Genomic DNA, 18,657 nt, shown 5'->3' on the forward strand with positions numbered 1-18,657 from the left:
CTGACGCCAAGTCAATCCTGGTGACATAAGGGGGCAATCGCGCGCTCTGGGGAGGGTTGTTCGCCCGATTCTTCCGCTCGCTCGCGATTGGCCAACGGCATGGTGTATAACCGCCCGGTTCATCTGTCAGTCCATCGAGAGCCGGGCTCTTTACATGTCAAGCAGTGAAATCGCGGAAAACACCGCACAGCAGGAGAGCGAACACGAGAGCACCGAAGGCTCGCCGGACCGACGGGGGCTGCTGGTCGCCGGAATCGTCCTGCTCGCCTGTCTCGGATTGGTCGGCTACGGCATGCTCAACACCGAAGAGCAGCCGAAGCCGCAGGCTGCGCCAACGGCCGAGGTGACGTACGAAGTCACGGGAACGGGGACGGCCGAGATCTCCTACCTCGCCCGCAGCGAGGACGGAACGGCCACGGTCGAGAAGGGCGTCACGCTCCCCTGGAAGAAGTCGGTCCAGGCGCCCCTCGGCAAAGCCCCGACCGTCGCTGTCATCCTCGACGGAAAGGGCGGACAGGCAGCCTGCACACTGACGATCCGCGGCAAATACGTCCAGCGCGCCACCGCCACGGGCGAGTTCGGGCGTGCCACGTGCTCCGGCGAGCGGCTTTCCGGCGACGGCGAAGAGTGACCCGACGCCCGTAAGAACACCCGCTGTCCGGTTTGCCCACTCGGGTGCGCCGGAGTGGTCATGTCATGTATAACCACTGCGCCGTGCGACGGGAATACGGGGTCGGAACTCCGCGCAGCCACAACGCGATCGAAACCAAAGGATCGTCGAATCCGTACTGCTACCCCTCGATTCCCGCGCCACGACAGGAAAAGCCGTCGGCGACCGCCCGCGGATACTGATCAGCTGCGCACAAGGGATGGGACATGAGTCCGAGAGGAGCTCGCGCCAGGCGGGCGAACGGCAAGAAACACGCAGCCTGGCTCGCGGCAGGAGTCGTCGTCCTGGGAGCCACGGGTGTGACCGCCGTCGCCGCCTCGGCGGGTGGCGAGGACGTGGGGCCCGGTGACGGGGCACAGCCGGCGAAGGCGCACGTGCTGGCCCTGGACGGCAAGGACCCGAAGAAGCGAGCGCTCCCGCGCACCGGGACGCAGACGTTCTCGCTCATCGGCGTCTCGTGGGAGGACAGCGGCGACACCTTCGAGGGCACCGCTCAGATACGTACCCGCACGGCGGCCACCGGCGAGTGGAGCGCATGGCGCGATCTCGACTTCGACGTACGGGCACCGGAGTCCACCGAGGGCCAAGAGCCGGACGTGCGGGGCGCCTCGGAGCCGCTGTGGGTCGGCCCGTCGGACGGGGTCGAGGCGCGGGTCGTCGCGGACGGCGAGGAGACCGCGGTACCGGACGCGCTCCGCCTCGACATGATCGACCCCGGCGAGACCGTCAAGGGCAAGGGCAAGAGCGGCGGCGGAAAGGGGAGCGGCAAGCCCACCGCCTCCCCTGACGCCACACAGACCACCCCCGCCGGCCCGGCACCGGAACCCTCCGGTCCCGCCCCGACCGAGGAGCCGACGGCTTCGGCCGGTACGCCCGAGGACCCGGCTCCGTCCACCACCCCGACCGAGTCCGCCCCGGGCACGGACCCGACGGAAGGGCCGACGGACGAGCCCACCGTGGCTCCGACTGACGTGCCCACCGACGGGCCGACCGACGTTCCCACCGACGAACCCACCGTGGCTCCGACCGACGGGCCGACCGACGGGCCGTCGACCGAGACCCCCAGCACGTCGCCCACGGTGGAGCCCACGGAGGAGCCGACCGGCCCCACGCTCACCCCCGAGCCCAGCACCACCGGTCCGACCGCTCCGACCACTTCGGCCGCTCCGGCCGTTCCCGCCATCGTCAGCCGTGCCGGCTGGGGCGCGGACGAGTCCCTCGTCCAGGACCCGCCCTCGTACCTGAACAAGGTCGACGCCGTCTTCGTCCACCACACCGCCGGGACGAACGACTACACCTGCGCCGACTCTCCGGCCATCATCCGCGCGATCCTCACGTTCCACGTGAAGACGAACGGCTGGAACGACATCGGCTACAACTTCTTCGTGGACAAGTGCGGCACGGTCTTCGAGGGCCGTGCCGGCGGTGTGGACCGGCCCGTCCTCGGGGCGCACACCTACGGGTTCAACAGCTACTCCTCGGGCATCTCCCTGCTCGGTGACTACGAGAACGGCGGTACGCCGACGGCCGCGGCCAAGCAGGCCATCGCCGACATCGCCGCCTGGAAGCTCGGTCTGCACGGCGTCGACCCGGAGGCGAAGGTGACCCTCACCGCCGCCGCCGACACCGGCGTGTGGAAGAAGGGCCAGGCCGCCACCCTGAACACCGTCTCCGGACACCGCGACGGATACGCCACGCTCTGCCCCGGCGCGACCCTGTACTCCGAACTCCCGGCGATCCGTACGGTTGCGGGCGGTTCCCCGTACGCCACCGGAAACTGACGAGCACGCCCACCACGAACTGCGGCGGCCGGGACCCTCCACAGGGCCCCGGCCGTCTGGTGTCGAAAGGTCCGACGGCCTCTCAGATGTCCCGGAAGATCTCGATCTGCGCGCCGACCGAGTTCAGGCGCTCCGCGAGTTCCTCGTAACCGCGGTTGATGACGTACACGTTCCGCAGGACCGACGTGCCCTCGGCCGCCATCATCGCCAGGAGGACGACCACCGCAGGGCGCAGGGCCGGCGGGCACATCATCTCGGCGGCGCGCCAGCGCGTGGGGCCCTCGACCAGGACGCGGTGGGGGTCGAGGAGCTGGAGACGGCCACCGAGGCGGTTGAGGTCGGTGAGGTAGATGGCGCGGTTGTCGTAGACCCAGTCGTGGATGAGGGTCTTGCCCTGCGCCGTGGCCGCGATGGCCGCGAAGAAGGGGACGTTGTCGATGTTCAGGCCCGGGAAGGGCATCGGGTGGATCTTGTCGATCGGCGCCTCCAGCTTGGAGGGGCGGACCGTCAGGTCGACCAGGCGCGTACGGCCGTTGTCCGCCGCGTACTCCGCCGAGCGGTCGTGGTCGAGGCCCATCTCCTCCAGGACCGCGAGCTCGATCTCCATGAACTCGATCGGGACCCGGCGGATCGTCAGCTCCGACTCGGTGACGACCGCCGCCGCGAGCAGGCTCATCGCCTCGACCGGGTCCTCGGAGGGGGAGTAGTCGACGTCGACGTCGATCTGCGGTACGCCGTGCACGGTCAGGGTCGTCGTGCCGATGCCGTCGACGCGGACGCCCAGCGCCTCCAGGAAGAAGCACAGGTCCTGGACCATGTAGTTGGAGGAGGCGTTGCGGATGACCGTCACGCCGTCGTGGCGGGCGGCGGCGAGCAGCGCGTTCTCGGTCACCGTGTCGCCGCGCTCGGTCAGGACGATCGGGCGGTCGGGGGAGACCGAGCGCTCGACCTGCGCGTGGTAGATCCCCTCGGTGGCCGTGATGTCCAGGCCGAAGCGGCGCAGCGCGATCATGTGCGGCTCGATCGTGCGCGTACCGAGGTCGCAGCCGCCGGCGTACGGCAGCTTGAAGCGGTCCATGCGGTGCAGCAGCGGGCCGAGGAACATGATGATCGAGCGGGTGCGGATCGCGGCCTCGGCGTCGATGGACTCCATGTCCAGCTCGGCCGGCGGCACGATCTCCAGGTCCATCCCGTCGTTGATCCAGCGGGTGCGCACTCCGATGGAGTTGAGGACCTCCAGGAGCCGGAAGACCTCCTCGATGCGGGCGACCCGGCGCAGGACCGTGCGGCCCTTGTTGAGGAGTGAGGCGCAGAGCAGCGCGACACAGGCGTTCTTGCTCGTCTTGACGTCGATGGCCCCGGAGAGCCGGCGGCGTCCGACGACGCGGAGGTGCATGGGTCCCGCGTAACCCAGGGACACGATCTCGCTGTCGAGGGCCTCGCCGATCCGGGCGATCATCTCAAGGCTGATGTTCTGGTTGCCGCGCTCGATCCGGTTGACGGCGCTCTGGCTCGTGGCCAGTGCCTCGGCAAGCTGCGTCTGTGTCCAGCCACGGTGCTGCCGGGCGTCACGGATGAGCTTGCCGATGCGTACGAGGTAGTCGTCTGCCATGGCGTCACGTTATCTCAGATATGAGATGGTGCTCGTCATTGGGGTGGGCCGTCAGGGTGACAGCGTGTGCGCGGTCGGGTGACGCGGTTCGTACAGGGGGAGTTCGGTGCCGCTCGGCAGCCGGACGGCCGCGAGCAGGCCCCAGCCCTGGTCGGTGATGGGGCGTGAGATCTCGGCGCCCCGGTCCTCCAGGGCCGTCAGGGTCCGGGTGATGTCCTCGCACATGAGGTAGACCTCGTGCTTCGGCTCGCCCTCCGTGGGGTGCACGGCGATCTCGGCGGGCGGCAGCTTGAAGATGAGCCAGCCCCGGCCGGCGTCGACGTGGTCGAAGCCGAGGACGTTCTTGAGGAAGGCGCTGTCGGCCTCCGCGTCCTGGGTGTAGAGAATCACGTGCGCGCCGTTGAACATGGCTCGATCCTCGGCCCGTCGGCCGTCCCCGGCCATTCGTGCGCGGCCATCGGTGTCCGGCGTTACGTCTATCGCCGCCGCGCTACTCGGCGGTAATCTGCGGGCCCGTCCGCAGCATGGGGAATGGCATGGGGAGTGGCATGGGCACCGTCACGACGTTCGATCCCGTCTCCGAGCACGAGAAGACCCGCACCGCGCTGGCCGCCGCGATTCCGCGCCTCGCGCGACTGCTCCGTGACGCCCCCGACCTGGACGCCCCCGCCGGCGTCCCCAGGTGGAGCGTCGGCGACGTCGGCGCGCACCTCGCGTCCGTGTACCTCGCGTACGGCTCCGTCGTCACCGCCGACGGCTCCCTGGACTGGGGCGGCATCCTCCCGCCGGGCGACCTGCCCTTCGTCGAGCGCATCGCGGCCCTGAACGCCACCTCGATCGGCCTGCTCGACGGCGAGGGGCGCGCCCGGCTCGGCGAGCTCCTCGCCGAACGGGGCGAGACGTTCCTGCGGACCACCGAGGGCCTCGCCCCGGACACCCCGGTCACCGCGCCCTGGTACGGGCCGGAGCCGACGCTCACGGTGGCGGTGGTGACCGGCCTGATGCTCAGTGAGAGCCTCGTGCACGGTCTGGACATCGCGCGCGGCGCCGGGCTTCCGTGGCCGATCGGCCGGGACGAGGCGAGCCTGGTGATCGGGCAGTCGATGCCGACGATGATGGGACTGGCCCTGGACGCGGCGAAGGCGCGGGGGGTCCGCATCGCGTTCGACCTGGTCGTCAAGGGCGGTCCGCGCCTCGCGGTCGTCGTCGACGACGGGACGATGACGGTGACGCGCGACGCGCCGCCGCGCGCGTACGACTGCAGGATCACGGTGGACCCGACGGCCTTCCTGCTCGTCTCCTTCCGGCGCACGCCGATCTGGAAGACGATCGCTTCGGGTCGGATGCGAGCGGGCGGCCGCAGGCCGTGGCTCGCGACGCGGCTCGGCGAACTCGTCGCCACCCCCTGACTCGGGAGACGGAGACCCGGAGAGACGAACGCCACCTCGGATCCACAGGGCGGCCGGGCATGACCGAGCGGCGGGGATGCACTAGAGTTATCTCGACATCGAGATAACTGCTTACGGCGCACCGTGGCCGCCTGCCCGGTAAGGGTTCCCTAACTAAGCCTTACCTTAGCGGATTGGCGAGGGGTCGTGGCGGCAGCATGACGGTAGTACGCGCACATTGATGAAGGAGACTGTCGTGTCGGCGAACAGCTTCGACGCCCGCAGCACGCTGCGCGTGGGCGACGAGTCGTACGAGATCTTCAAGCTGGACAAGGTCGAGGGCTCCGCGCGCCTCCCTTACAGCCTGAAGGTCCTCCTGGAGAACCTGCTCCGCACCGAGGACGGCGCGAACATCACCGCCGACCACATCCGGGCCCTCGGCGGCTGGGACTCGCAGGCTCAGCCGAGCCAGGAGATCCAGTTCACGCCCGCCCGCGTGATCATGCAGGACTTCACCGGTGTGCCCTGCGTCGTCGACCTCGCCACCATGCGCGAGGCCGTCAAGGAGCTCGGCGGCGACCCGGCGAAGGTCAACCCGCTCTCCCCGGCCGAGCTGGTCATCGACCACTCCGTCATCGCCGACAAGTTCGGCACCGCGGACGCCTTCGGCCAGAACGTCGAGCTGGAGTACGGCCGCAACAAGGAGCGCTACCAGTTCCTGCGCTGGGGCCAGACCGCCTTCGACGACTTCAAGGTCGTCCCGCCGGGCACCGGCATCGTCCACCAGGTCAACATCGAGCACCTCGCTCGTACGGTCATGGTCCGCAACGGCCAGGCGTACCCCGACACCCTCGTCGGCACCGACTCCCACACCACCATGGTCAACGGCCTCGGTGTGCTCGGCTGGGGCGTCGGCGGCATCGAGGCCGAGGCCGCGATGCTCGGCCAGCCGGTCTCCATGCTCATCCCGCGCGTCGTCGGCTTCAAGCTGACCGGCGAGCTCCCGGCCGGCACCACCGCCACCGACCTGGTCCTCACGATCACCGAGATGCTGCGCAAGCACGGCGTCGTCGGCAAGTTCGTCGAGTTCTACGGTGAGGGCGTCGCCGCCACCTCCCTCGCGAACCGCGCCACCATCGGCAACATGTCGCCGGAGTTCGGCTCCACCGCCGCGATCTTCCCGATCGACGGCGAGACGCTGAAGTACCTGCGCCTGACCGGCCGTGACGCCCAGCAGGTCGCGCTCGTCGAGGCGTACGCCAAGGAGCAGGGCCTCTGGCTCGACCCGGCCGCCGAGCCCGACTTCTCCGAGAAGCTGGAGCTCGACCTCTCCACGGTCGTCCCGTCGATCGCCGGCCCGAAGCGCCCGCAGGACCGCATCGTCCTCGCGAACGCCGCCCAGCAGTTCGCGCTGGACGTGCGCAACTACGTCGACGAGGTCGACGAGGCGGGCAAGGAGTCCTTCCCGGCCTCCGACGCTCCGGCGAACCACCCCAACGGCGCTCCGTCGAAGCCGGTCACCGTCACGGCCCCCGACGGCTCGACCTACGAGATCGACCACGGCGCCGTCACCGTCGCCGCGATCACCTCCTGCACCAACACGTCGAACCCGTACGTGATGGTCGCCGCCGCGCTCGTCGCGAAGAAGGCCGTCGAGAAGGGCCTGACCCGCAAGCCGTGGGTCAAGACCACCCTCGCCCCGGGCTCGAAGGTCGTCACCGACTACTTCGACAAGGCGGGCCTGACCCCGTATCTCGACAAGGTCGGCTTCAACCTCGTCGGCTACGGCTGCACCACCTGCATCGGCAACTCCGGCCCGCTGCCGGAGGAGGTCTCCAAGGCCGTCAACGAGCACGACCTGGCCGTGACCTCGGTGCTCTCGGGCAACCGTAACTTCGAGGGTCGCATCAACCCCGACGTCAAGATGAACTACCTGGCCTCGCCGCCGCTGGTCGTCGCGTACGCCCTCGCCGGCTCCATGAAGGTGGACATCACCAAGGACGCCCTCGGCATCGACCAGGACGGCAAGCCCGTCTACCTGGCCGACATCTGGCCGACGGAGGCCGAGGTCAACGACGTCGTGGCCAACGCCATCGGCGAGGACATGTTCAACAAGTCCTACCAGGACGTCTTCGCGGGCGACGCTCAGTGGCAGGCCCTGCCGATCCCGACCGGCAACACCTTCGAGTGGGACACCGAGTCCACCTACGTCCGGAAGCCCCCGTACTTCGAGGGCATGACGATGGAGACCACCCCGGTCACCGACATCGTCGGCGCGCGCGTCCTGGCCAAGCTGGGCGACTCGGTCACCACCGACCACATCTCCCCGGCCGGCGCCATCAAGGCCGACACCCCGGCCGGCAAGTACCTCACCGAGCACGGTGTGGAGCGTCGTGACTTCAACTCCTACGGCTCGCGCCGAGGCAACCACGAGGTCATGATCCGCGGCACGTTCGCCAACATCCGCCTGCGCAACCAGATCGCGCCGGGCACCGAGGGCGGCTTCACCCGCGACTTCACCCAGGCGGACGCGCCGGTGTCGTTCATCTACGACGCCTCGCGCAACTACATCGAGCAGGGCACCCCGCTCGCGATCCTCGCGGGCAAGGAGTACGGCTCCGGCTCGTCCCGCGACTGGGCCGCCAAGGGCACCGCGCTCCTCGGCGTCAAGGCCGTCATCGCCGAGTCGTACGAGCGCATCCACCGCTCGAACCTCATCGGCATGGGCGTCCTGCCGCTCCAGTTCCCGGAGGGCGCGAACGCCGAGTCCCTCGGTCTGACCGGCGAGGAGACCTTCTCCTTCACCGGCGTCGAGGAGCTCAACAACGGCACCACGCCCCGCACGGTCAAGGTCACCACCGACACCGGTGTCGAGTTCGACGCGGTCGTCCGCATCGACACCCCCGGTGAGGCGGACTACTACCGCAACGGCGGCATCATGCAGTACGTGCTCCGCAACCTCATCCGTGGCTGAGCACAGTCGTGGCTGACGCCTGCTGATCCGGTAGCAAGCGGGAAGGGCCCCGCTCCTCGTGACGAGGAGCGGGGCCCTTCCGTATCACCGGGTCGATCAGAACAGCGCGCCGAAGCCGTTCCAGCCCGAGGTGCCGATCTTGATGCGGGAGGGGAACGGGTTGGACGAGCTGCCCGCGCCCTTGTACAGCCACAGCGCACCGGCGCTGTCGCGGGCCACCAGGTCCGCGCGGCGGTCGCCGGTCAGGTCGCCGGGGGAGAAGATGTTGTTGTACATGTTCCAGCCGCTGCCGACGCGGGTCCGGGTCGCGAAGGGCGACCGGTAGTTGCCGGTGCCCTTGTAGAGCCACAGGACGCCGCTGCGGTCACGGGCGACGACGTCGGCGCGACCGTCGCCGGTCACGTCGCCCTTGCCCGCGATCTGGGTGTACTGGTTCCACCCGGAACCGACGCGGTAGCGCTGGGTCAGGGACGCGTTGCCGTTGCCCAGGTAGTGCCAGAGCACGCCGTAGCCGTCACGGGCCAGGACGTCGTCCGGGGCGCCGCCGCCGGTGTTGCCGGCCGAGACGACCTTGTTGTAGATGTTCCAGCCGCCGCCGAGGTCGCGGACCGGGCCGTTGCTGGCGTAGTGCAGCCGGCCCGTGCGGTTGACGGCGTACCAGCCGTCGGCGTGGTACCAGCCCTCCGCCTCGGGCTGTCCGTCGGTGTCCGCCTGGGTGAAGTTCTTGTACCCCACCCAGTCCCAGCCCTGCCGCCCGGCGATCCGCTGGATGGCGCCGCCGCCGACGGGGGTGTAGCCGATGATGTCGCCGTTGGTGTGCCAGCCGTAGAGGTTGTTGAGCGCGGCCCCGGAGGCGGCGGTCGCGGAGGCGGCGGCGGCGGACACGCGCTCCGACTGCGGTGCGGCGACGGAGGCGTCCGCCGCGCGCGGGGTGGCGACCGGCGCGTCCGCCGCGACGGCGGCCGTCGTGGTGGCGAGCAGGCCGGCCGTTATCGCCGCGACCGTGACACGGGACAGCACGCCCGTGCGGTTCAGGCCAGAAGAGTTGGCCACGTAAGACTCCATATGCGTAGGGAACAGGCAGGTTCGCCGCGCCTCCGTCGCGAGGACGGGCGTCGGCGAGACCTCCATGATCCCGGTCTTCCTTACGGAATCTTCATCTCACGGGGGGTCTGTGACACAACTGTTTCGGTCACGGACGTATGTCCGCCTTTGCCCCTTCACCTCCCCTCTCCGTACGGTTGGGTCCCACCAATGGCGCGACGAGGCCTGCAATATGTGGAGGTCTGATGTGCTGTCAAGGGTGTTACAGGGCCAACGGTTGGACGAAACGCCGCAGATTCGGCGCGCTTATCCCGGAGGTCTCAACTCGGGAAAGATGGTTGCGGAAACCTGCTTTCGATCTTGCTCAGGTGAAGGGAAGTGGACTATACCTGTCGGCGTCCAGCCAGTCGGAACACTCCGACGACGGCCCGACGCGTGCACGACCCGGCTGCAAATGACCGCGGTGGCGGGGCCCTTCGCCTGTGGCGAGTGAGTACGGGCGACCGGTACACCGCCTGAGTCCTGAATGAAGGCGAGGACTTGAGCATGGGATCCACCTCCGCACACACCAATGAGGGCGGCGTCGGCCGTCGCGATCTGATCAAGCGTTCCGCGGCGATCGGCCTGATCTCGGTGCCGACGATGGGCTTCCTCTCCGCCTGTGCGAGCAGCGGCGGCGACGGAAACGAAAAGGTCCAGAAGGGCACGAAGTCCGAAAAGAACCCGCTCGGGGTGAACGAGGGGGCGGCGCTCGACTTCGTCCTCTTCGACGGCGGTTTCGGACAGCAGTACGCCAAGGACGCCATCACGATCTATGAGAAGAGCTACCCCAAGGCCAAGGTCAAGTTCACCCCCACTCAGAAGATCACGACGGTCCTCCAGCCGCGCTTCAACGGCGGCAACCCGCCGGACCTCATCGACAACTCCGGCGCCGAGCAGATGGACATGGGCGTCCTCGTCGGCCAGAAGCAGCTGGCGGACCTCACCGCCCTCCTCGACGCGCCCTCCATCGACGACCCGAAGAAGACGGTCCGCGACACCCTGCGGCCCGGCATCGTCGAGATGGGCCAGTTCGACGGCGCCCCGGTCTGGGTCCTCTACTACGCCTACACCGTCTACGGCGTCTGGTACTCGCAGAAGCTGCTCGACTCCCTCGACGCGAAGTACCCCGAGACCTGGGACGAGATGCTGGCCGTCTGCGAGAAGGCCAAGAAGAAGGGCATCGCCGGCTGGACGTACGCGGGCAAGCACCCGTACTACCTGCCCTTCTCGCTCTACCCGATGATCGGCAAGGTCGGCGGCCGCGAGGTCCTGGACGCCATCGACAACCTGGAGCCGAAGGCCTGGGAGCACCCCGCGGTCAAGGCCTGTTTCGAGGCGTACTACGAACTCCAGCGCAAGGGCTACATCCTCAAGGGCACCCCCGGCCTCGACCACATCCAGTCGCAGACCGCCTGGACCGAGAACAAGGCGCTCTTCATCCCGAACGGCTCCTGGGTCGAGAACGAGGCGGCGAAGACCATGCCGGCCGACTTCGACCTGGCCGTCTCCGCGCCGAGCGGCCTCGACGCCTCCGACAAGATGCCCTTCGGCACCATGTGGGCCTCCGGCGGCGAGCCCTTCATCGTCCCGGCCAAGGCGGCGAACGCCGAGGGTGGCATGGAGCAGCTGCGCATCATGCTCAGCGAGGCCTCGTCCAAGAACTTCACGCAGTCCGTGAAGTCCCTCTCCGCCTTCAACGGCGGCACCGACGGCATCGAGCTGACCCCGGGCCTCAAGTCCGGTGTCGCCGCCCTGGACAAGGCCGGCCAGAACGTCGTCAACCCGCGCCTGCAGGACTGGTACGTCGCCCTGCAGAAGGAGAAGATCGGTGTCGCCTGCATCGGCGAGATGATGGCCGGCCGCGCGACCCCGGCCGAGACGATCAAGAAGATCCAGAAGTTCGCCGACGAGGCGGCCAAGGACCCGAACATCAAGCACTACAAGCACCAGTGAGCAGTGCCGGGGCCCCTTCCCGCCGACCGGGAGCGGGCCCCGGTTCCTTCGCGCGCGGCACCGGCGGCGCGCCTCCGCGGGAAGATCGGGGTCGGTAGGAATGCAGCACGGCAAGAACCGTTTCATCGTGGGGTTCCTCACGGCTCCCCTCGCGCTCTACGCGCTGTTCGTCATCTGGCCGTTCATCCAGTCCATCTACTACTCGTTCACGGACTGGACCGGACTGAGTCCCGAATTCGGAATGGTCGGATTCGACAACTACAGCAGAATGCTGGACGACGAGATCTTCTGGAAATCGCTCCAGCACAGTCTGACCTTCGCCGTGGTGCTGCCACTGGTGACCGTCGGGCTCGCGCTGTTCTTCGCGTTCATGCTCAATGTCGGCGGTCGGCGCCGCCGGGGAGCGGCCATCGCGGGAGTGCGCGGATCATCGTTCTACAAGATCGTGTACTTCTTCCCGCAGGTGCTGTCGATCGTGATTGTCGCGCTGCTCTTCCAGTTCGCGTACAACCCGAACAGCGGAGCGATCAACTCCGCGCTGAAGCTCTTCGGTCTGGGCAGTATCCAGCCGGACTGGCTGGGTGACCCGGACCTCGCCCTCATCTGCGTGATGGTGGTTCTCGTCTGGTCCACGGTCGGTTTCTTCGTCGTCCTCTTCTCGGCCGGCATGGCCTCCATTCCGAGGGACTTCTACGAGGCCGCCCTGCTCGACGGCGCCAACCGCTTCACCACCTTCTTCAAGATCACCCTGCCGCTGCTCTGGGACACGGTGCAGTCCGGGTGGATCTACATGGGCATCCTCGCGCTCGGCGCGGAGTCCTTCGCCGTCGTCCAGATCATGACCGTCGGCCCCAACGGCGGCGGGCCCGACTACTCCACCATCGTCCTTCCGCTGTACGTGTACCAGAAGGCATTCCGGGACGGTCAGGCCGCCTACGCAACGACCATCGGTGTCGCGCTCCTCCTCGTCACGCTGGCCTTCGCGGCCCTCGTGATGAAGGTGGGCCGGCGCGAGCGGCTGGAGTTCTGATGAAGACGACCGACACGGCCTCCACCGGCCTCGACAAGACCCCCGGCTCCCCGGGTGGCGCGGACACCACTCCGATCAAGACGACGGCCCCCGTCGTGCGCAAGGAGCCCAAGCGCGAGGGCGGGGTCCTCAACGTCTTCTCGCACGGGGTCCTGATCATCTGGGCGATCATGGTCGTCATGCCGCTGCTCTGGGCGGTCATGACCTCCTTCAAGACCGACAAGGCGATCTTCACCGCGCCGTGGTCGCTGCCCGACAAGCTGCACTTCGAGAACTGGTCGCGCGCCTGGACCGACGCGCACATGAGCGACTACTTCCTGAACACGGTCCTGGTGGTCGGCGGCTCGCTCATCGGCACCCTCCTCTTCGGCTCGATGGCGGCCTACGTGCTGGCCCGCTTCGACTTCCCGGGCAACCGCTTCATCTACTTCCTCTTCATCGGAGGGATGAGCTTCCCGATCATCCTGGCGCTCGTGCCGCTCTTCTACGTGATGCAGAACATGGCCCTGCTCAACTCGCTGCACGGCCTGATCCTCGTCTACATCGCGTACTCGCTGCCGTTCACGGTCTTCTTCCTCACGGCCTTCTTCCGCACCCTGCCGAGCTCGGTGGCGGAGGCGGCCTGCATCGACGGCGCCTCGCACACCCGGACCTTCTTCCAGGTCATGCTGCCCATGGCCAAGCCGGGCCTGATCAGCGTCGGCATCTTCAACTTCCTCGGGCAGTGGAACCAGTACCTGCTGCCCACCGTGCTCAACACGGAGCAGGAGCAGAAGGTGCTCTCGCAGGGCCTCGTGCAGCTCGCGGTCAGCCAGGGCTACAAGGGCGACTGGTCCGGTCTCTTCGCGGGTCTCGTGATGGCCATGCTGCCGGTCCTCGCCGCGTACATCATCTTCCAGCGACAGGTGGTGGCCGGTCTGACCGCCGGTGCGGTGAAGTAGCCACGACAGCCGCACCAGGGCCCCCGAAGGCCCGTTCTCCCGCCCCGAAGGGCCCCCGGCGCCGCCGCGCCGGGGGCCCTTCGTGTGCCGTGACACCCGAAGCCCACTGCTCAAGGTCTTGACGGGGAGCAAGCCGAAAGCGTCCCCTTAGAGTTCACATGTTGGAGAAAACGGTGGGAGTGAGTGAGTCGATGGAGACTCCGGGGTCGCAGACGTCTCTGCACAGGGCCAATCTCGAACGGGTCGTCCGGGCGGTACGCATGGCCGGCTCGCTCACCCAGGCGGAGATCGCCCGGGCGACGGGCCTGTCCGCAGCCACGGTCTCCAACATCGTGCGGGAGCTGAAGGACGGCGGGACGGTCGAGGTCGTCCCCACCTCCGCGGGCGGCCGCAGAGCCCGCAGCGTCTCGCTCTCGGGGGACGCCGGCATCGTCATCGGCGTCGATTTCGGCCACACCCATCTGCGGGTCGCCGTCGGCAACCTCGCCCACCAGGTCCTGGCCGAGGAGGCCGAGCCGCTCGACGTGGACGCCTCCGCCGCCGAGGGCTTCGACCGGGCGGAACAGCTGGTCACCCGGCTGATCGCGGCCACCGGGATCGGCCGCGACAAGGTCATCGGCGTCGGTCTCGGCGTACCGGGCCCCATAGACGTCTCCTCCGGCAGGCTCGGCTCGACCTCGATCCTCCCGGGCTGGAGCGGCATCAACCCCGCCGAGGAGCTCTCCGGCCGCCTCGGCGTCCCCGTGCACGTCGACAACGACGCCAACCTGGGCGCGCTCGGCGAGCTGGTCTGGGGGAGCGGGCGGGGCGTCAAGGACCTCGCCTACATCAAGGTGGCCAGCGGCGTCGGCGCCGGCCTCGTCATCGACGGACGGGTCTACCGGGGGCCCGGCGGCACCGCGGGCGAGATCGGGCACATCACCCTCGACGAGTCGGGACCGGTCTGCCGCTGCGGCAACCGCGGCTGCCTGGAGACCTTCACCGCCGCCCGCTACGTCCTGCCGCTCCTCCAGCCCAGCCACGGCCCGGACCTGACCATGGAGCGGGTCGTCCAGCTGGCCCGGGCGGGCGACCCCGGCTGCCGCCGGGTCATCGCCGACGTCGGCCGGCACATCGGCAGCGGCATCGCCAACCTCTGCAACCTCCTCAACCCCAGCCGGGTCGTGCTCGGCGGCGACCTCGCCGAGGCCGGCGAGCTGGTCCTCGCGCCCATCAGGGACTCCGTCTCGCGGTACGCGATCCCCAGCGCCGCCCGGCAGCTCTCGCTGGCCCAGGGGGCGCTCGGCGGGCGCGCGGAGGTGCTCGGCGCCCTCGCCCTCGTCCTGAGCGAGATGGGCGATTCGACCCTGTTGGAGAGCCCGCTGCCGACGGCCGCCCCGACCTCGACGCCTGCCTTCACTTAGATAACGAACACCACCGTTGTCATCTCGTTAAGAATTTACTTCTTGACGGCAGTGTGGCGGCCGAGTTGACTTCGTGCATCCTCGGCCGCAACGTCGCGGCCTCGTCAGGGAGGCAAACCCCAATGAACGCAGTGACGCGTCGCGCCGTCATAGCCACGGCCGCGGTCTCGATGGCCCTCTCGCTCGCCGCCTGTGGCCAGGCCGGTGGCGGAGGCAGTGAAGACAAGGGCAGCTCGACCAAGATCGGTCTGCTCCTTCCCGAGAACAAGACCTCGCGCTACGAGGCCCTGGACAAGCCGCAGTTCGAGAAGGCCGTCAAGGCCGCCTGCTCCGACTGCGAGATCGTGTACAACAACGCCGTCTCCGACGTCGTCAAGCAGAAGCAGCAGTTCGACCAGCTGATCGCCGACGGCGTCAAGGTCATCGCCCTCGACCCGGTCGACTCGGCCAAGGCCGCCGGCTGGGTCAAGGACGCGAAGGCGAAGGGCGTGAAGGTCGTCGCGTACGACCGTGCCGTCCCGGGCGCCGACGCCTACGTCAGCCACGACAACAACAAGGTGGGCGAACTCCAGGGCCAGGCGCTGCTCGCCGCCCTCGGCTCCAAGGCCGCCACCGCCAACGTCGTGATGATCAACGGCGACGAGAAGGACCCGAACGCCGCTCTGTTCAAGAAGGGCGCCCACACCGCGCTCGACGGCAAGGTCGGCAAGGTCGCCTACGAGGCGTCCGGCGAGTGGGACCCGAAGGTCGCCGGCGAGAAGATGTCCGCCGCGATCTCCTCGGTCGGCAAGGACAAGATCGGCGCCGTCTACTCCGCCAACGACGGCATGGCGGGCGGCATCATCACCTCCCTCGAGAACGCCGGCGTGAAGAACGTCCCGGTCGGCGGCCAGGACGCCGAGGTCGCGGGCATCCAGCGCATCGTCGCCGGCTCGCAGACCTTCACGATCTACAAGTCGCCGCTCCAGCTGGCCCCCGAGGCCGCCAAGTTCGCGGTGAACCTGCTCCAGGGCAAGGAGCTCGGCGCGCAGGGCGAGACCGACGGCGTGCCCTCCACGCTCTTCCCGCCGGTCGTGGTCGACAAGACCAACATCCAGACCACGGTGATCGCCGACGGCATCTACAAGGCCGCCGACGTCTGCACCGCGGACCTCGCCGCCAAGTGCACCGAGCTGGGCATCAAGTAAGCCTCCGGGTCTCGTCCTGAGCCCCGCCGGGCCCCGTGAAGGGCCCGGCCCCCGGCGACGGTCCCCCGTGGCCGCGTACGACCGCCCCGTCCCCGCCTCCCCGCCCGTACGACCGGCCTCCCGCCGGACGTCACGTGCAAGAGGTGAAGGAACGCGCGGCGTCAGACGCGCCACGAACGGGCTCCGTCCCCACCCACGCCGTCCGGTTCCCGGCCGACCCAGACCCCGCTGTCGGTCCGGGAGCCGGACGTGCAAGCCCCCCTCAGATTTCGGCGCCGCCCGGGCGGCGCGCCAGGCCCGCCGCCGCACCGGTGGCGAAGGAGTTGGTTCACGTGTCCCAGACGCCCGTGTTGGCGTTGCGCGGGATCTTCAAGCGGTTCGGAGCGGTTCAGGTCCTCTCCGGTGTCGATCTCGAAGTCCACGCAGGAGAGGTCGTCGCGCTCGTCGGCGACAACGGAGCGGGCAAGTCGACGCTCGTCAAGACGATCGCCGGCGTGCACCCCATCGACGAGGGCACCATCGAGTGGGAGGGCGAGCCGGTCGAGATCAACCGCCCCCACGACTCCCAGAACCTCGGTGTCGCGACCGTCTACCAGGACCTCGCGCTCTGCGACAACCTCGACGTCGTCGCCAACCTGTTCCTCGGCCGGGAGATCAAGAAGGGCGGCGTCCTCGACGAGGTCGCCATGGAGAAGCGGGCGAAGGACCTCCTCTCGACCCTCTCCATCCGCATCCCCAGCGTCCGCATCCCCGTCGCCGCCCTCTCCGGCGGCCAGCGGCAGGTCGTCGCCATCGCGCGCGCCCTCGTCGGCAATCCCAAGATCGTGATCCTGGACGAGCCGACCGCCGCCCTCGGCGTCGAGCAGACCGCGCAGGTCCTCGACCTGGTCGAGCGGCTGCGCGAGCAAGGCCTCGGCGTCATCCTCATCAGCCACAACATGGCCGACGTCAAGGCCGTGGCCGACACCGTCGCGGTGCTGCGCCTGGGCCGGAACAACGGCACCTTCCCGGTGGCCGCCACCACGCACGAAGAGATCATCGCCGCGATCACGGGAGCCACGGACAACGCCGTGACCCGACGCCAGGCGCGCAACGCGGAGGTAGCGAAGTGAGCAAGACCCCTTCCACCGCGAGCGACCAGGCCGCCGTGCCCGACCCCCGCACGAGCGAGGACGCCCCGGCCGCCGCGGCGATCCCCGCCGTCGACCCCCGCCTCCTCGTCCGCCAGCAGGGCCTCAAGGGCTACGTCGACGAGTTCAAGCGCAAGATCCGCTCCGGCGAGATCGGCTCGCTCCCGGTCGTCGTCGGCCTCATCGTCATCGGCATCGTCTTCCAGGCCCTGACCGGCAACTTCATCACCTCGTACAACCTCGACCAGATCACGCTGTACGCGGTCGGCCCCGGCATCATGGCCGTCGGCATCGTCTTCGTCCTGCTGCTCGGCGAGATCGACCTCGCCGTCGGCTCCGTGGCGGGCCTGGCCGGCGCGGTCTGGGGCGTCCTCGGCACGGACATGCCGGACGGCCTCGCGATCGTCCTCGGCATCCTCTCCGGCACCCTGATCGGCGCCTTCCACGGCCTGGTCTTCGCCAAGATCGGCGTGCCCGCCTTCGTCGTCACCCTGGCCGGCTTCCTCGGCTGGGCGGGCCTGCAGACCTGGGTCATGGGCGACCGGTCCACCATCCCCACCCCGATCGGCAGCTTCGTCGGCGACCTCACGAAGTACTACTTCTCCGACGTCGCCGCCGCCTACGGCCTCGCCGTGGCCGTCGTCGCCGCCTTCTACCTCGCCCAGCTGCGCGACTCCCGCCGCCGCAAGGCGGCCGAGCTGCCGAGCCGCCCGCAGAGCGAGATCATCCTGCGCACCGCCGTCCTGGCGGTCCTGGTCCTCGTCGCCGCGTACGGCTTCAACCAGGAGCAGGGCCTCCCGCTCTCCCTGGTGATCTTCCTGGTGATCCTGCTGGTCACCGACTTCGTGCTGCGCCGCACCACGTACGGCCGTCAGGTCTTCGCGGTCGGCGGCGGCATCGAGGCAGCCCGCCGCGCCGGCATCAACGTCTCGTGGATCCGGATCTCGGTCTTCATGATCTCCGGCACCATGGGCGCGATCGGCGGCCTCTTCCTGGCGTCCGCGACCGGTGGCGCCGACCGCTCCCTCGGCGGCGGCAACCAGCTGATGATGTGCATCGCCGCGGCCGTCATCGGCGGCACGTCGCTCTTCGGCGGACGCGGCAAGGTCTGGTCGGCGCTCCTCGGCATCCTGGTCATCCAGTCGATCGTCCAGGGCCTCAACCAGATGAACCTGTCCTCGAACGCGATCCAGTACATGATCACCGGAGCGGTCCTGCTCATCGCCGTGATCATCGACTCGGTATCCCGCAAGACGCAGAAGACGGCCGGGCGCGCGTAGGGTCGTCCCGCGCGTAACGCTCGCCACAGTGTCCGGCGCCGCGAAACCGGCGCCGGGCACTGCTGCGTCCGGAGCAGTGCACGAGCGCGTACAGAGCCGTACAGATCAGCGGGTTGTCCGCCATGAGGGTGACGCCTCACCCCCTGGCCCGATGCCCACGATCCAAGACGGAACATTAGACTCGACAAATCGGCAAGCTCGACCAGCTCAAACGCAAGGAGG

At 68.8% G+C, this 18,657-nt stretch carries 14 protein-coding genes; 11 read left to right on the plus strand and 3 right to left on the minus strand.

What is annotated here, in order from left to right; all coding sequences use genetic code 11:
* Positions 1–154 precede the first annotated feature (154 nt).
* A complete protein-coding gene (locus ACIBG6_RS27225) occupies positions 155–631 on the plus strand; it encodes an MmpS family transport accessory protein (protein WP_399225237.1) in 477 nt (158 codons plus the stop codon).
* Positions 632–876: 245 nt separating this feature from the next.
* The gene (locus tag ACIBG6_RS27230; RefSeq protein WP_399225238.1) at positions 877–2,451 is read left to right on the plus strand and encodes an N-acetylmuramoyl-L-alanine amidase; all 1,575 of its coding nucleotides are present in this window, start codon (positions 877–879) and stop codon (positions 2,449–2,451) included.
* A gap of 82 nt (positions 2,452–2,533) precedes the next feature.
* Here the strand turns inward: ACIBG6_RS27230 and ACIBG6_RS27235 are convergent, their stop codons facing one another.
* Together ACIBG6_RS27235 and ACIBG6_RS27240 are read right to left on the minus strand one after the other, a co-directional pair.
* On the minus strand, positions 2,534–4,063 hold the full coding sequence (locus ACIBG6_RS27235) for a helix-turn-helix domain-containing protein (RefSeq protein WP_399225239.1): 1,530 nt from the start codon (positions 4,061–4,063) through the stop codon (positions 2,534–2,536).
* A 51-nt stretch (positions 4,064–4,114) separates the two neighbouring features.
* The gene (locus ACIBG6_RS27240) at positions 4,115–4,471 is read right to left on the minus strand and encodes a VOC family protein (RefSeq protein WP_399225240.1); all 357 of its coding nucleotides are present in this window, start codon (positions 4,469–4,471) and stop codon (positions 4,115–4,117) included.
* 140 nt (positions 4,472–4,611) lie between these two features.
* Between ACIBG6_RS27240 and ACIBG6_RS27245 the strand changes: the two genes are divergently transcribed.
* Both ACIBG6_RS27245 and acnA read left to right on the plus strand, forming a co-directional pair.
* Positions 4,612–5,472: a maleylpyruvate isomerase N-terminal domain-containing protein gene (locus tag ACIBG6_RS27245; protein ID WP_399225241.1), complete on the plus strand. Its 861-nt coding sequence runs from the start codon at positions 4,612–4,614 to the stop codon at positions 5,470–5,472.
* A gap of 235 nt (positions 5,473–5,707) precedes the next feature.
* Positions 5,708–8,425, plus strand: coding sequence for an aconitate hydratase AcnA (gene acnA, locus ACIBG6_RS27250; protein WP_399225242.1), 2,718 nt, complete (start codon positions 5,708–5,710; stop codon positions 8,423–8,425).
* Positions 8,426–8,521: 96 nt separating this feature from the next.
* Here acnA and ACIBG6_RS27255 read toward each other — a convergent pair whose 3' ends face one another.
* Complete coding sequence (locus ACIBG6_RS27255; RefSeq protein ID WP_399225243.1) at positions 8,522–9,478, minus strand: FG-GAP repeat domain-containing protein; 957 nt, start codon at positions 9,476–9,478, stop codon at positions 8,522–8,524.
* A 537-nt stretch (positions 9,479–10,015) separates the two neighbouring features.
* Here ACIBG6_RS27255 and ngcE point away from each other — a divergent pair.
* The 7 genes from ngcE to ACIBG6_RS27290 all read left to right on the plus strand — a co-directional run bounded on the left by ngcE (position 10,016) and on the right by ACIBG6_RS27290 (position 18,435).
* Entirely contained in the window at positions 10,016–11,464 is a 1,449-nt protein-coding gene (gene ngcE, locus ACIBG6_RS27260; RefSeq protein WP_399225244.1) for an N-acetylglucosamine/diacetylchitobiose ABC transporter substrate-binding protein, read from the plus strand.
* 100 nt (positions 11,465–11,564) lie between these two features.
* A complete protein-coding gene (locus tag ACIBG6_RS27265; protein ID WP_399225245.1) occupies positions 11,565–12,494 on the plus strand; it encodes a carbohydrate ABC transporter permease in 930 nt (309 codons plus the stop codon).
* A complete protein-coding gene (locus tag ACIBG6_RS27270) occupies positions 12,494–13,435 on the plus strand; it encodes a carbohydrate ABC transporter permease (RefSeq protein WP_399225246.1) in 942 nt (313 codons plus the stop codon). The genes ACIBG6_RS27265 and ACIBG6_RS27270 overlap by 1 nt, the downstream gene beginning before the upstream one ends.
* Before the next feature lie 191 nt (positions 13,436–13,626).
* Positions 13,627–14,838 (plus strand): ROK family protein, encoded by a 1,212-nt coding sequence (locus tag ACIBG6_RS27275; RefSeq protein ID WP_399225247.1) that lies wholly within the window; start codon positions 13,627–13,629, stop codon positions 14,836–14,838.
* A 122-nt stretch (positions 14,839–14,960) separates the two neighbouring features.
* Positions 14,961–16,025 (plus strand): sugar ABC transporter substrate-binding protein, encoded by a 1,065-nt coding sequence (locus ACIBG6_RS27280; RefSeq protein ID WP_399225248.1) that lies wholly within the window; start codon positions 14,961–14,963, stop codon positions 16,023–16,025.
* A gap of 323 nt (positions 16,026–16,348) precedes the next feature.
* Entirely contained in the window at positions 16,349–17,137 is a 789-nt protein-coding gene (locus ACIBG6_RS27285) for an ATP-binding cassette domain-containing protein (protein ID WP_399225249.1), read from the plus strand.
* Positions 17,134–18,435, plus strand: a complete 1,302-nt coding sequence (locus ACIBG6_RS27290; RefSeq protein WP_399225250.1) for a sugar ABC transporter permease — start codon at positions 17,134–17,136, stop codon at positions 18,433–18,435. Before ACIBG6_RS27285 ends, ACIBG6_RS27290 begins: the two co-directional genes overlap by 4 nt.
* Positions 18,436–18,657: the final 222 nt, after the last annotated feature.

Source organism: Streptomyces sp. NPDC050842 (genome assembly GCF_044456565.1).
Lineage (GTDB): Bacteria > Actinomycetota > Actinomycetes > Streptomycetales > Streptomycetaceae > Streptomyces.

Bases quoted from the DNA above. Each gene is read 5' to 3' on its own strand.
- ngcE (WP_399225244.1), top strand. From the start codon at position 10,016: ATGGGATCCACCTCCGCACACACCAATGAGGGCGGCGTCGGCCGTCGC.
- ACIBG6_RS27225 (WP_399225237.1), top strand. From the start codon at position 155: ATGTCAAGCAGTGAAATCGCGGAAAACACCGCACAGCAGGAGAGCGAA.
- ACIBG6_RS27275 (WP_399225247.1), top strand. From the start codon at position 13,627: ATGGAGACTCCGGGGTCGCAGACGTCTCTGCACAGGGCCAATCTCGAA.
- ACIBG6_RS27280 (WP_399225248.1), top strand. From the start codon at position 14,961: ATGAACGCAGTGACGCGTCGCGCCGTCATAGCCACGGCCGCGGTCTCG.
- ACIBG6_RS27265 (WP_399225245.1), top strand. From the start codon at position 11,565: ATGCAGCACGGCAAGAACCGTTTCATCGTGGGGTTCCTCACGGCTCCC.
- ACIBG6_RS27240 (WP_399225240.1), bottom strand. From the start codon at position 4,471: ATGTTCAACGGCGCGCACGTGATTCTCTACACCCAGGACGCGGAGGCC.
- ACIBG6_RS27245 (WP_399225241.1), top strand. From the start codon at position 4,612: ATGGGCACCGTCACGACGTTCGATCCCGTCTCCGAGCACGAGAAGACC.
- ACIBG6_RS27235 (WP_399225239.1), bottom strand. From the start codon at position 4,063: ATGGCAGACGACTACCTCGTACGCATCGGCAAGCTCATCCGTGACGCC.
- ACIBG6_RS27230 (WP_399225238.1), top strand. From the start codon at position 877: ATGAGTCCGAGAGGAGCTCGCGCCAGGCGGGCGAACGGCAAGAAACAC.
- ACIBG6_RS27270 (WP_399225246.1), top strand. From the start codon at position 12,494: ATGAAGACGACCGACACGGCCTCCACCGGCCTCGACAAGACCCCCGGC.